Source organism: Streptomyces sp. NPDC088387 (assembly GCF_044753385.1).
Classification (GTDB): domain Bacteria; phylum Actinomycetota; class Actinomycetes; order Streptomycetales; family Streptomycetaceae; genus Streptomyces.
In genome coordinates, this window is the sequence record NZ_JBIVNC010000025.1 from 12440 (window position 1) to 26388 (window position 13949).

A 13949-nucleotide genomic window follows, 5' to 3' on the forward strand; every position below is an offset into this window, starting at 1 on the left:
CTTCGAAACCCGCGGGCTCTTTCGCCGCCGATGACAGCCGTACATCGTCCACGGCTATTTCTGCGGCACATACGTTCGCTAAATCCTCGAATAGAGCCCCTTAATTTTCGGTTCAAAATGCCCCGGCTGCTCGTGCATGCCCTTGCGAATGATCACTTGACGGGCCATGATCGCCAAATGGATCTTAGCCGGGGAGACTTCAAACTACTAGGGCGGATAGACGTCCGCCTAGATGGTGTGCCAGTCAAGATCGGTCGGCGGCGGGAGCGCTTGCTGCTCGGGCTGCTCCTCCTCGACATGGGACACTCCGTCCCGACGCGCCGGCTGATCGAACTGCTGTGGAGCGGTGAAGTGGTGCCGACCAGCGCCAGGGCCAGTCTCCACGCACACGTCTCACGGCTGCGCGGACTATTCCAAGGGATCAAAGCCGACACCCAGGAACCGACCATCGTGTCCGAGGGTTCCGGGTACGCGCTGCACGGCGATCTCCAGCGCGTCGATGTCCACCGTTTCCGATCTCTCGCTCGCCGTGCAGACCTCGCGTCCAGCGCTGCGGAATGCACCGCGCTCCTCGACCGCGCCCTCGGCGAGTGGCAGGGCCCCATCTTGGGTAGCGACGGGCCGCAGGAGCTGGTGAACCGTCTGGGGAGGGGGCTGAACGACATGTATTTGTCGGCGGTCACTCTGCGGGCGGAGGCAAGGCTGACGCTGGGTCAGCACAGCGGCCTGCTGGAGGACCTGGCCCAGCTGGTGCAGGAACACCCGCACAACGAGAGCATCGCCCTGTTACGCATGGGGGCGCTGTACCGCTCCGGGCGGCGGAGCGAGGCGTTGGGTGTCTACGAGGAGACCAGAGCCCGGCTGGCCACCGATCTCGGGCTGGAACCCGGTCCCGACCTGCGGCACGCGCAGGAAATGATCCTGCTGGCAGACGGGACACCGGAGGATTGGCTGCGCGGTCTGATCGGTGCTCGGTGGCGGCAGACGGTCACCATGTCTGCGGAGCGGAGCAGACACCCGACGACAGCCGACGCGGCACCGCCCGTCCCGTTCCTCCCGTCCTCGGCTGCGGGGTTCACCGGCCGGGAAGCCGAGCTGCACCGGATCCTGGAACTGTCGCAAGGCGCCCGGCACTCTGTCTCCGCGGTCGCGATCGTGGGCGCCGCCGGGCACGGCAAGACGGCACTCACCCTGGAGTGGGCCCGCCGACACCAGGGCCGCTACCCGGGCGGGCTGGAGATCGTCGACCTGCAAGGCTACTCGACCCGCCCCGTCCTCTCCCCGGCCGAGGCCCTGCGCACCCTGCTGACCCGGCGCGGGATGCCCCCCGACCGGATACCCCATGGTATGACCGAGTTGACATCGCTTTATCACAGCAAGCTGTCGGGCAGTCCGAGTCTGCTCATCCTCGACAACGCTGTCTCCGCGCAGCAGGCGCTGTCCTTACTGCCCCTTGCTCCCGGTTCCCTCGCCCTGGTCACGAGCCGCAACCGGCTCAGCAGCCTACTGGTGACAGCCGACGTAGGGATGGTTCAACTCGGCCCGCTGCCACCCGGCGACGCACACCAGCTGCTCCGACACGTCATCGGTGCCGACCGTACCGAGGCGGAGCCCCAGGCCACCGCGGCCCTTGCCTCGCTGTGCGGGCATTCGCCGCTCGCGCTGCGCATCGCCGCGACCAACCTGCTGATGCACCCACGGTGCCGGATCGCGGACCATGCCTGGGCGCTGCGGACCGACAACCGCCTGGGGTGTCTGGCGATCACCGGCGACCGGGAATTGTCGGTGGGGTCTTCACTCGACCTGTCCTTTCGACGGCTCGGGTACGAGGCACAAGTGTGCTTCCGCGCCCTCGGATCGCTGTCCGCTCCGGTGGCCGACCGGTCGGCGTTGGAGCAGCTGACGGGTCTGCCCCGGGGGCGGGTGTCTGACCTGCTCGACCTCCTCTTCGCGGAACACCTGGTGCATGTCGACGGAGCAGGCCGTTTCCATCTGGACGAACTGACCTGGCAGTACGCGCGGCTCCTCGCCACGGACGACACCCATACGGCCAGGGGGATCCGGACCGTACAACCTGATCCCGGGCAGCTTGCATCACCCGGTGTTCAGCCTCGATCCACCGCATGATGGTGGGACTGTGGACGGAGTAACAAGAAGAGGTGGCCGCTGACCTGTGATGATGGGTGAAGTGAAAGTGTCCCGCAGCCCATGGAACTGTTCGACGCGTTCGATGATCCGATCTGATCGCGCACGCCGGGCTCATCCCCATGACCCGGCTGACCGAACGGTGCGGCCTGCCCGCCCTGGTGGCCCGCGCACGCCGGATACGTCGCCCCAGCGCTCACGGGTCTCGCCGATCAGAACAGGGGAGAAGCCCACATCCACCGAATGGGCGCCGCGGACCGCCAGGCGCCTGGTGTCGCGTCCGCTTCCGTCGAGCACCGTGCGGGGCTCGCCCGGGAGTCCGGGGCCCGGCCCGTGATCGGAGTACTGTGCCCCGTTGAACCAGGTGGTCTCGCCGGTCGCGTTGCGCAGGCGCGGGCCGGGAGCCGGAGAACACGGTCCAGGGGTCGCGGTGTTCAGCTATCCCGGCCACTCCTCTTCGCGACCATGAAGTGGCCCATGACCAAGTGGTCGATCTCCGTTTTCAGGAAGCATCGCAGCGCGTCCCGCGGAGAGCAGACGATCGGTTCCCCGGCGACGTTGAACGACGTATTGAGCAGACACGGCACACCGGTGCTCGCGGAGAAGGCGTGCAACAGGGCCGCGAGTTCGGGGTTGGCGGCGTCGTCGACGGTCTGGATGCGAGCGGTGCCGTCCACGTGACAGGCGCCAGGGATGCGGTCCCGGTACTCGGCCCGTACGGGGAAGACGAAGGTCATGTACGGGGACACGGTCTTCTTGCCCAGGTCGAAGAGGCGCGAGGCCTCGGATGCGAGCACGACGGGAGCAAAGGGCCGGAACGGCTCGCGGTGCTTGACCCTGAGATTGATGACGTCCTTGATGTCGGGGAACCGCGGGTCGGCGAGGATGCTGCGGTTGCCCAGCGCGCGTGGCCCGTACTCCGTGCGCCCCTGGAACCAGGCCACAACCTTCTTCCCGGTCAGCAGCTCGACCGTCCGCGCGGTCAGCTGCGCCACGTCCAGCTCGGCCCATTCGACATCGTCGTGGTGCTCGGCTAGAGCGGCAAGGATCTCCGTGTCGTCGTACGAGGGGCCGAGATAGGGGGTGCGGGTGGCCGCGGAATGCTCCGGCAGGCCCGCCACGTGCACCGCCGCGCCGATGGACACGCCCGGATCGCTGGCACCGAAGCCGACTTCTATCGCCGCGAAGGACGATCTCTGCAGCATCTTCGTGCCGGCGACGCAGTTGAGGGCGAGGCCGCCCTCGAAGAGCAGCGTGTCGAACTCCGTGGCCGCCCCGAGCACCCTGACCTGGTGCGCCGTCACGGCCTCGACCATGTGCTGGGCGAGCCCGGCCACCTTGACTCGGAATTCGAAATCCTCGCGTTTTTCGCTGTCGCCTCCGAAGAGGGCGTCGAAGAAGGAATAGTACACTTCCTTATCCCCCGGGATGAATATGCGGTAGGAGCCGTCCTCGTTCAGTTGTACCGCGTTCACCAGGAGGGGATTGTGGGTCGGCGGGGGTGCGTAGGCCGCGAGCCCCATCACCTTGTATTCGTCATTGTTGGGGACGAAACCCAGGTAACGGGTGATTTTTCCGTAGGCCATGGCGAGGGAATCGTCCATGCCGACGGAGCCCCGTTCGAAGACGCGCATGACGCCGCCTCGCAACTCACCCATGACCGCGGAGTGGGTCTCGGCCCGGCCGTCACTGATCAGGAAGGCCGCGTCGCGCACGGCGGCCAGGTAGGCGCCGCACATCAGGTGCGCCGTGTGGTGCGGGACCAAGGCGAGACGGTTCGGGTCGAGCGGGTAGTCCATCCGCCTCATGAAGTCGGCGTGCACGGCAGCCCGGCCGAGCATCCCCGTGTAGAGCTCCCCGACCCGGCCGAGCTGGTCGAGCTTAGCCACGACAGGCATTCCACCGTCCGCGATGTCCCGGATCATCCGGTCGACGACCTCCGGGGCGAACCGCCACGGGAAGGCGAAGACATCGACGTCGTCGAGGCCGATTCCGGCCTGCTTCAGGCACCAGCGGATCGCGTGGACGGGAAAATCGGAGGTCTTTTTGGCACGGCTGATCCGCTCCTCCTCGACAGCTGCCACCACCTCGCCGTCCACCACGAGGGCAGCGGAGGCATCGTGTCCGATCAGCTGGTGGCGGTCCACGCCTGTGGCTTCGTACAGCTTCGCGAAGAGTTCCGCGCTCCTCGTGAATCCGTTGTAGCCGACCACGATCACCGAATTCCGCCCCCTCTCGGACCCCTGACGGCACGTTCCCCCAATTCTCTTCACGTGATGTACGTGGCGCATACGAAAGAGGTATCGAAAGGAAATGTCGCCATTTCTGAGGCGCATCCGGCCTGACATAGTAAGGTGACCTGTCACGGTCGCGCATTCCGTACGTCAGGAGTCCGGGCCGCTGCTTCTCGACGCTCAGGGGAGAATTCCGGTGCCGATGTCCGTCGCCGAAGCCGGCGTGGCCCTCGCCGACCCGACCGCCTACGCCGACGAGGACCGTCTGCATCAGGCTCTGGACCTGCTGCGCCGAGAGGCCCCGGTCCACTGGGTGACGGCTCCCGGCTACCACCCCTTCTGGTCCGTCACCCGCCATGCCGACATCCGAGAGGTGGAGCGACGCAGTGATGTCTTCCTGAACGGGCCCCGGCCGATGCTGGCCCCGGCCCGAGCCGTCGCCTCCGGCACCGGAGGCGGGCGGAAGGAGCTGCTGCGCCCGTTGGCGTACCTGGACGAGCCCGAGCACCAAGCGATGCGCGCGGTCACCGTGTCCAGGTTCACCCCGCAGGCCGTCGCCGCGTTGCGGCCACAGATCCGGGACCTGGCCCGGGGGGTTGTGGACCGGATGGCAGGGCGGCAGGGGGAGGTCTGCGAGTTCGTCGGCGAGGTCGCGGACGTCTACGCACTCGGCGTGCTGCTCGTCCTGCTAGGGCTGGACGACTCCGAGGCCGCCACGGTACGCCGCTTCACTCCCGCGGCACGCCGGTCCATGGCACAGGAGCAACGCACCGCGGCCATGCGCGAGTTCTACACCTACTTCCTGGCTCTGACGGCGGACCGACGCGCGCGCCCCAGGGACGATCTGGCGTCGGTCATCGCCAACGCACGGGTGGACGGACGGCTGCTCGACGACCACGAGGTGCTGTCGCAGTTCGTCATCCTCCTCATGGCCGGGCACGACACGGCGAGCGTCACCGTCGCCGGTGGACTGCTGGCCCTGACCGAGCACCCCGGTCAGCTGAATGCGCTGCGCCACGGTGCGGCCCGGCTGCCCGACGCCGTCGAGGAGATGATCCGCTGGGTCACCCCCGTCAAGGCGTTCATGCGTACGGCGCGGGTGGACCACTCCCTTCACGGCGTGCTGATCCGCGCGGGCGAGGCCGTACTGCTGTCCTATCCGTCCGCGAACCGCGACGAGTCGGTCTTCCCCGATCCCCACCGGTTCGATGTGCACCGGACGCCGAACCGGCAACTCGCCTTCGGATACGGCGTACACCACTGCCTCGGGGCCTCGCTGGCCCGGCTGGAGATCGAGGAGTTCTTCGCCGCCCTGCTCCCCCGCATGGTGTCGGCCACCGTCGCGGGCCCGCCGGTACGGCTGACGACGACGTTCTCCGGAGGGCTCAAGCGTTTTCCGGTGCGCTGTGTCCTGAAGGACTGAACCCGGCCTCGTACAGGCCCGCATAGACGCCCCCCGCGGCCAGCAGTTCGGCGTGCCGGCCCCGTTCGACGATACGGCCGTCCGTCATCACCAGGACGGTGTCGGCGGCGCGGACCGTAGCGAGGCGGTGCGCGACGATCAGACTCGTGCGTCCCGCGCGCAGTTCTCGCATCGCCTCTTGGACCAGCGCCTCGGTGCGCGCGTCAAGGGCGCTGGTCGCCTCGTCCAGGACCAGAACGGGGGCGTCGGCCAGGAAAGCGCGGGCGATGGTGATGAGCTGTTTCTCTCCCGCGCTGAGCTGTGTGGCGTGCTCGCTGATCAGCGTGTCGTAACCGCGCGGCAGGGTGCGCACGAGCCGGTCCAGGCAGGCGGCGCGGGCCGCCGCGACCACCTGCTCCCGGGTAACCTCGCGCGGGCCGCCGTACGCGATGTTCTCGGCGATAGTCCCGGTGAACAGCCAGGTGTCCTGCGGGACCGTGCAGATGTGCCCGCGCAGTTCGCCGCGCGGCATCCGCGAGGTGTCCGTCCCGTCAAGAAGGATGCGCCCGTCGTGCACCTCATGGAAGCGCAGGAGCAGGTCAACCAGGGTGCTCTTGCCGGCTCCGGTGGGCCCGACCAGGGCGGTCGTGGTGCCCGGTTCGGCCGTCAGGGAGAGGTCCTGGATGAGGGGGCGTGCGGGGTCGTAGGAGAAGGTGACACGGTCGAAGACCACGTGGCCGCGCACCGGCCGCCGGGGCAGGGCCGCCGGCCGCGGATCAGGCAGCTCCTCCTCGGCGTCGAGCAGTTCGAAGACCCGCTCGGCCGAGGCCACCGCCGACTGCACGAGATTGGCCGTGCCGGCGGACTGGCCGAGCGGCTGGCCCAGCAGCCGGGCGTACTGTACGCACGCCTGGACCGTGCCGATGGTGAGGGCACCGGCGGCCACCCGCAGCCCGCCCACCACGGCGACGGCGACGAAGGTGAGGCTCCCTGCCGCGGCCATCGCCACCGGGATCAGGCCCGAAACGTACTGGGCCTTCAGGCCGGCCCGGTGGAAGTCCGCGTTGTGCCGGGCGAATCGCCGCTCTGCCTGTTCTCGGCGGTCGAAGACGGTGACCAGAGCGTGTCCCGAGTACGTCTCCTCGGCGTACGCGGTCAGCGCGCCCATGGCGGCGCGCTGAGCCTTGAACTGCCGCTGGGCGCGCCGGGCCAAGCGTGCCACGACGGTCGCGGAGAGCGGCACCGTGACGAGGGCTACGAGGGTGAGCAACGGCGACGTCCAAGCCATCATGACGACGACACCCACCGCTGTCAGGGTGGACCCGACGAACTGTCCGAGCGTCTGCTGCAGGGATTGTGCGATGTTGTCGACGTCGTGGGCGGCCCGGCTGAGGGTGTCTCCGCGCAGCCGACCGTCGTGGTGGCTCAGCGGCAGGTGCGCCGTCTTGCGTTCCACGCGGGCGCGCAGGTCGTGCACGAGGTGGCCGATGATCCGGACGCCGACCCGGGCCTGCAGCAGCGCGCAGACCGCGGCGGCGGCATGGACGAGAAGCGCCCAGCCCAAGATCCGGACCACAGACCCGAACGGGACGCCGACGGCAGCCTGGGCACCGAACGATCCGTCGACGACGAGGTCGGTGGCATGTCCGAGAAGCCTCGGTCCGAGCGCAGTGAATCCGGCCGTGGCGGCACCGAGGACCAGCACGAGCAGCACCGGCCGTCGCCGCAGCGCGAGCAGGCCGAGCAGGCGGATGGCGGTCCGCCGGAACGTGGGGGACGACGCCTGCCCCGCCGCTCGGAAGCGGGAACCGTCGCTGCCAGCGGCCACTAGACGGCCTCCCCGCTCGTCGAGGCCAGCACGATCTCTCGGTACGTCGGGCAGGAGTCGAGCAGGTCGCCATGCGGGCCGACGCCGACGAGCCGGCCCTCGTCGAGCACCGCGACGCGGTCGGCCGCCCGCAGAGCCGAGACCCGCTGAGTGACAACCACTGCGGTCATCGCCTCACCGGCCAGGGCCGTCCGCAGCCGCGCCTCCGTGGCCTGGTCGAGCGCCGAGAAGGGGTCGTCGAGGAGGCAGACAGCCGGCCGGTGCACCAGCGCCCGGGCGACGACCAGCCGCTGCCGCTGTCCCCTTGAGAGGTTGGTCCCGCCCTGGAGCACCGGGGCGTCGAGGCCGCCCTGCAGCCCGGTCACGAAGGCGTCGGCGCAGGCCGTGCGCAGCGCCCGCCACAGTTCCTCGTCGCCGGCGTCGGGCTTGGCGTACCGGAGATTCGAGGCGACTGTGCCCGAGAAGAGGTGGGGCTGCTGCGGCGCATAGCCGACGGCGCCCGCCAACTCCGCCCGGCCGAGAGCACGGACGTCCGTGCCGCCGAGCCTGACGGCGCCGGATGTCGGGTCGAACGTGCGCACCATCAGGCCGAGCAGCGTGGTTTTGCCGGCCCCGGCGGATCCGGTGACGGCGATCACTTCGCCGGGCCGCACGCTCAGCGTGACGTCCCGAAGCACCGGCTCCTCGGCACCTGGATAGCGGAATCCGACGCCGCCCAGCTCCAGAGCCTGTGTCGTGTGCCCGGTAGGAGGGTGGTCCCGAGCCTTACGATGCCCGGCGCCGGGCGGGGCGATGCGGTCCGACGCGGCAGGGGGAACCGGCCCTCGCGGTCCGGTCCGCGGGAGCCGTGTGCCGGGTCCGGCGGTCTGGGACGGGCCTGGTGCCAGGTCCAGTACCTCCCGTATCCGTTCGGCACTGACCTCGGCACGGGGCAGCAGGACGAACAAGGAACCCGCCGCCATCACCGAGGTCAGGATCTGGGCAAGGTAGGTGAGGAAGGCGGTCAGGGCGCCGACCCGCAGGGTGCCGTCGGCTATGCGGTGTCCGCCGGCCCAGACCACGACGACGGTGGAGGCGTTGACTACCAGCTGGACGACGGGGAGCAGGACCGCCATGAGACGCCCAGTCCGCAGCGCCGCGTCCAGCAGGCCGGTGTTGGCCCGGTCGAATCTCGCGCGCTCGTGGTCCTCCCGGACGAAGGCCCGGATCACCCGCACGCCGGTGATCTGCTCGCGCAGGAGGCGGTGAGTGACGTCGAGGCGGTACTGCAGATCCCGGAAGAGCGGGCGGGTCCGACGCACGGTCAACGCCACCGCCAGTGCCAGCAGCGGTGCCACCACCGCTACGACCCCGGACAGCGCCACGTCCTGCCGCAATGCCATCACGATCCCGCCGATGCACATCAGGGGTGCCGTGACCATGACCGTGCACGCGGTGAGGCAGAACATCTGGACCTGCTGGACGTCACTGGTGGTGCGCATGACGAGGGAGGACACACCGATGCGGTCCACCTCGTGCGCGGCGCCGGCCAGGGCCCGGCCGAAGACTGCCGCGCGCAGCTCCCTGCCGATGTCCAGGGCGGCACGGGCGCTGAGCCCGGCGGCACCGACGGAAGCCACCAGTTGCAACACAGTGGCAGCGGCCATCCAAGCCCCGGTGCGCAGGATGTGGCCGACGTCACCGGGCACCACACCCCGGTCGAGCAGGTCGGCGTTGAGGGTCGGCAGCAACAGGGCGGCCGTGGTCTGGGTCAGCTGGAGCGCCAGGATCAGGGCGAGCGAAGGGAGGCGTCGGCGGACTGGGGTGTACAGCAGGCTCGTCAACACAGCGCTGTTCCGCCCTCTCCGCCCTCAGCGCCGCCGCGCGTGTACCGGACCGGTGAGGTGGTCGTGCAGTGCCGGGTGCGGGACCGGTGCACTGCTGAGCATGTGCTGTTGCAGGTCGCGCAGTTCCGCCAGGGGCTCCATGCCCAGTTCCCGCACCAGCCGTCTGCGCAGCGAGCGGTACAGATCCAGCGCCTCACTGCGGCGTCCACAGTGGTAGAGGGCGGTCATGAGTTGGGCATGCAGGCCCTCGCGCAAGGGATGGAGGAGGACGAGTCGGCTCAGGTCGGTCACCACTTCGGCGGGGCGCCCGAGTTGGAGCAGAGCACCGAAGCGTTCTTCCATCACGGTCATCCGGACTTCTTCCAGACGAGCCGTCTCGGCGTCGACGAAGGGACCGCTCGCCCCGGTGAGGGCGGTACCGTGCCACAGCGCCAGGGCCTCGTCGTACGCGTGGAGGGCGGCGTCCGGAACCCCGTTGCTCGCTTCCTCCCGCGCCTGCCGGACCTTCGCGAGGAAGACGCTCAGGTCGAGTTGGCCCTCCTCGACGCGGATCACGTATCCCGAGGGCTTGGTCTGGATCCCGTCGAACCCGTGGCGGGACAGTGCTCGCCGCAGTTCGGAGACGAGGGTGCGCACCCGTGTCTCCGGGGCCACAGGCAGCGGTCGGCCCCAGACGGCGTCCATGAGGCGCGTGTTGGTCACCGTACAGTTGGCCTGCAGCAACAACACGGCCAGAAGAGACCGCTGTTTCCCGCTGAGCCGGACGAAATCAGCGCCGATCCGCGCTTCGACCACACCAAGAATCTCGAACGTCAAGTTCCTTGACACCGAAAAAACCTCCCCGCTGTTCGCGAAACGGTCTGCACGCCCTGCCGTTCCGAAGCGCTCAACACGCCGATTCGGCAAATAGATTCAACGGCCGCAATGCTGGCAGCACGCTCTAGCCGTCGGCTTGCCGTCCCCTTGCCACGGCACCGTGAACAACACAGCGGAGCGCGGTATTCCAGATCCCATGAAATCCGGAATACCGCCCCTATTCAGTGCATGGTCGCTCAGACGCCTGGCTCGGGCGCAGCCGGCGATGTCGTGCAGCACGCACCGCTGGTGCCACCGGTCGGCCAGCAGTCGGTCCAGCCAGGACTGTCCTCGATGCCCGTCAGGGCGGTCACCACGAGCGACTCCCAGCCGGACTCGGACACATCACGGATCGTGAACTTACCCACAGAAATTCCCCTTTCCAGTCTTTTCTTCTCGGACCGGTCCGATCCCGCCGCCGGGCGGAGACCTGACCGGCAAAGAGCGCCGGGACTTCATCCGATATTTCCTTTCTCTGGCGAGCGAGCTCAGTAGCCCAATTCGTGTGCCAGCGCTGCCATTCGCTTGTACATCTCGTCTGGCAAGTCCCACCCCAGGTCGAATTCAACCGGCCCGGGATCCGGGACCGGCCTGAGCTCGGGCGCGCTGAAGAACTTGTGGTCGCCGCCGAACAGCCCTCCCTCAGGGCCGTTGTTGGCGAACGGCCACGACTCGGGGTGCACCATGCGGTCGAGGACCGCCTCGTCACTGTCCAGTTCGAGCCAGTCGAGGATCCGGCGCAGCCACACCCGGGGCTCGTTGACCAGGTCCTCGCCGCGGATCCGCATCCATTGCCGCTGGGGGAGTTCGCCGAGCGTCCGCATGATTCGCCGGTGCGACAGGTACCAGGAGGAGGCAGCTCCGACCACGCGCACCTTCCGGTGCGTCAGGTACTGCTCGTTCTGGCTGTGCATCGAGCGCTGAGTTGTCACGGGATGCCGCGTCAAGTGGATGTACCGGGCGTTCGGATAGCTGCGCAGGCACTGGTCGAGGGACTCGTCCGTGGCCACCGTGTCGGGCGTCTTCTCCACTCCGATCAGCGGACTGACCAGGTCCAACAGGTGATCCAAGACCCAGGGCATCGGCCAGTCGGGGCGCTTCCTCAGCCACTCCTCGGCCCGGGCAACAGCGTCCGCCGTCTGTTCTCCCTCGTGGACCTGGGCGAGTGCGCGGCAGACCCCGCTCAGGCGAGTCCTGCGGTACGCCGGCGGGAACCGCTCCGCCTCCGCGCCATCCTCTCCGACGAGGTCGCCCACCGTGTCGTTGGCAAAGACCAGCATCTCGGGAAAGCCGAAGATCCGCGGGTGTCCGGCCAGAAGAGCCAGGGTGATCGTGGAGAACGAACGGGGTGGGGAGAGGATGAAGAGGGGATCTGGGTGTCCGGCGCCGGCGGGTTCGGCACCCTGGGGCACTCCGCCTGCGGAAACCGTCGCGGTCATGTGGAGCTCCCATCGAGAGGGCCGGCGGAGACAGTGACCAGGTGGCGCATCCCCGGGTACCGTCTTCGGACGGCCGAAGTCACGGCGGTGTGGCTGCCGATGTGGATCCGGGCACCGGGCCACGGGTGAGAGGCCGCGAGCCGCAGACTGTGCGCGAGGGCTCCGGCCCCTACCAGCGATTCCGGGTAGGCCGCACCGGCCCACGGCCCGGGTGCTCTCCCGAGATCGGCGCAGACGAGGAAGAGCCGGCCCACATCCGGGTACGCCTCGGCGAGCACGCCCGTCCAGGAGAGCTCCGCCTCGAACGGCACCACGGTGTCGGCCATGGCGAACACGGCATGCGCCGTACCCGGTCCGGCGTGGCCCGTCACCGCGAGGACCGCGTACGGGGTCTGGTCCGGGACGGCGAGCCGCTGGGACAGGAACGCAATGTCCAGCAGGGCCGCAACCTCCCTCGCGGCGCCGGAGGCCTCCATTGCCCTGGGCCGGCGCTCCGGCTCCGCGCGCTGGGCGGGTCGGTCGCCACGGCATGCGTGTTCCACCGCGGCGACCGCGTCGGCCATCGAAGGGGGCGTCATACCTGCACCTCCTGTGGTCTCGAACCGCCCACCAGTCCGGCCACCGTGCCCACGCTCTCTCTCGTCGGGTCGAGTTCGAGGACCGCCGACAGGTACTCGCTCCAGCCGAGTCCGAAGGCGAGCGGAATCTGATCCTCCTGGGCCGCGCGGGCCAGTCGCATCGCCGCGACGCCGACGTCCAGATGCGCCAGCCGCCAGGCGCTGTCCCCGAACTCCGCGGCGAGCGGACCGGCGTCCGCGACGAGAACGATCACCGCGTCCAAGTCGGCGACATCCAGGACGGAGGACAGCACTGCCCGTCTCCACAGCGGGGAGTCGGCCCGCAAGGACAACAGCCGGTGGCCGACGTCGTCGTACCGGAAGACCTGACCGGGCAATTCCTGGCCGACCAGATCCGTCAGGACGTACGTATCGACGGAGACCGGGCCGTTCTCGTCCTGGCCGCGGCCTGCGTCGTACGCGGCGGTCGGGCCCGCCGTGTGCGGCAGGATCCCCGCGAGCGCCATGACCGGCCCGGCCAGGTCGGGATGTCCGCCGTGCCGGTCGGACTGTGAGGGGCCCGGCAGCCGCACCGCGGGTGACGTGTACGGCAGGACGCGGCGCCGCAACGCCTGACGCACCTGATGACGTTGGGGAGCGAGCAGGCGCGGCATGCGGGTCAGTCGACCGGGCGGGAGCGCCAGGTGCCACTCATACGCCTCGATGAGCCATAGGGCGTCGTCGACGGCCCCGTCACGGCCGTCCCCGCATACGGTGCACGAGGGGTCGGGCGCGAAGAGGTGACGCTCCGTACGGTCGCCCCCGGTCGCGGTGCACACTCGAGTGCCAAGGGTCGTCACCGGTGTGGTCCGTGCGAGAACGGCCAGCACTTCCATGACCGCGGCTGAGGCCAGCAGCGTCTGATCGCCACCCGCGACGCCCACGGGCCCGCCGCCGCGGCGGAAGCAGTCGACGCATGCCGACCCACCCGGCCAGAACAGCGGTCCCACCTCGACCGCGCCGTCTCCCGTCGCGAGCCGCAGGACAGGGACGCGGTCCGCCCAGGCTGCGGCCACCCAGTCCGCCAGGTGCCCCGGAGCACCAGGCCGGTCGGCCACCACGACAAGGTCGCAGTCCTTCGGTACTCCGCCTCCGCCGCGTCCGCTGGACACCCTGCCCACCCCGCTGACGGTCAGATCCTCCGTCAGCATCCGGATCAGCGGCTGCTCGGCGACCAGCAGGACATGAGACCGGGAGAGCTCGGCCAGCACGGACTCGGCCGACGCATGTCCACCCATGAGGGCGGCCGTACGGGAGTAGTACGCGAGGGTCTCTTCCGGCACGCCCTCTCTCCGTCCCTCCTCCGTGGGGCTGCCCGGTTCCAGTACGCCCCAGTCGTCCAGCAGCTCCAGCGCCTGGGTGACGTCGGCGGGCTCGGCGGCGAGCAGAGAACACAGTTCGTCCATGTCATGCCGTCCGTCCAGCAGGCGCAGCAGCGCCGGAAGGAACCCGGCGGCCGCCTCGCCGCTCAACAACATCCGATGCGGGCCGCCTTCGACCACAAGCCCACCGGGAACTTCCACAAGCACCAGCCCACGACACAGGGCAGGCCGTGCCCGGTCACGGTCCAGCACAGCTCTCAAAGCCGACACACCCTGGCTTG

10 protein-coding genes are annotated in these 13949 nt (G+C 69.2%); 2 read left to right on the forward strand and 8 right to left on the reverse strand.

The window, feature by feature from the left end:
• Nucleotides 1-270 precede the first annotated feature (270 nt).
• Nucleotides 271-2127, forward strand: a complete 1857-nt coding sequence (locus ACIQAC_RS39260; RefSeq protein ID WP_402200256.1) for a BTAD domain-containing putative transcriptional regulator — start codon at nt 271-273, stop codon at nt 2125-2127.
• A gap of 452 nt (nt 2128-2579) precedes the next feature.
• On the opposite strand, the gene ACIQAC_RS39265 is transcribed toward ACIQAC_RS39260, so the two are convergent.
• A complete protein-coding gene (locus tag ACIQAC_RS39265; protein WP_402200259.1) occupies nt 2580-4364 on the reverse strand; it encodes a carbamoyltransferase in 1785 nt (594 codons plus the stop codon).
• Nucleotides 4365-4581: 217 nt separating this feature from the next.
• On the opposite strand from ACIQAC_RS39265, the gene ACIQAC_RS39270 reads away from it, so the two are divergent.
• Nucleotides 4582-5802, forward strand: a complete 1221-nt coding sequence (locus tag ACIQAC_RS39270) for a cytochrome P450 (protein WP_402200262.1) — start codon at nt 4582-4584, stop codon at nt 5800-5802.
• Here ACIQAC_RS39270 and ACIQAC_RS39275 read toward each other — a convergent pair.
• The 7 genes from ACIQAC_RS39275 to ACIQAC_RS39305 all read right to left on the reverse strand — a co-directional run bounded on the left by ACIQAC_RS39275 (nt 5765) and on the right by ACIQAC_RS39305 (nt 13824).
• Complete coding sequence (locus ACIQAC_RS39275; protein WP_402200265.1) at nt 5765-7609, reverse strand: ABC transporter ATP-binding protein; 1845 nt, start codon at nt 7607-7609, stop codon at nt 5765-5767. The genes ACIQAC_RS39270 and ACIQAC_RS39275 overlap by 38 nt on opposite strands.
• Complete coding sequence (locus ACIQAC_RS39280; protein WP_402200268.1) at nt 7609-9435, reverse strand: ABC transporter ATP-binding protein; 1827 nt, start codon at nt 9433-9435, stop codon at nt 7609-7611. Before ACIQAC_RS39280 ends, ACIQAC_RS39275 begins: the two co-directional genes overlap by 1 nt.
• Before the next feature lie 24 nt (nt 9436-9459).
• Entirely contained in the window at nt 9460-10263 is an 804-nt protein-coding gene (locus ACIQAC_RS39285) for a BTAD domain-containing putative transcriptional regulator (RefSeq protein ID WP_402200271.1), read from the reverse strand.
• A gap of 224 nt (nt 10264-10487) precedes the next feature.
• Complete coding sequence (locus tag ACIQAC_RS39290) at nt 10488-10658, reverse strand: hypothetical protein (protein ID WP_402200273.1); 171 nt, start codon at nt 10656-10658, stop codon at nt 10488-10490.
• A 120-nt stretch (nt 10659-10778) separates the two neighbouring features.
• The gene (locus ACIQAC_RS39295) at nt 10779-11729 is read right to left on the reverse strand and encodes a sulfotransferase family protein (protein WP_402200276.1); all 951 of its coding nucleotides are present in this window, start codon (nt 11727-11729) and stop codon (nt 10779-10781) included.
• Nucleotides 11726-12307, reverse strand: a complete 582-nt coding sequence (locus ACIQAC_RS39300) for a hypothetical protein (protein WP_402200279.1) — start codon at nt 12305-12307, stop codon at nt 11726-11728. Before ACIQAC_RS39300 ends, ACIQAC_RS39295 begins: the two co-directional genes overlap by 4 nt.
• On the reverse strand, nt 12304-13824 hold the full coding sequence (locus ACIQAC_RS39305; RefSeq protein ID WP_402200281.1) for a hypothetical protein: 1521 nt from the start codon (nt 13822-13824) through the stop codon (nt 12304-12306). The genes ACIQAC_RS39300 and ACIQAC_RS39305 overlap by 4 nt, the downstream gene beginning before the upstream one ends.
• Nucleotides 13825-13949 lie beyond the last annotated feature (125 nt).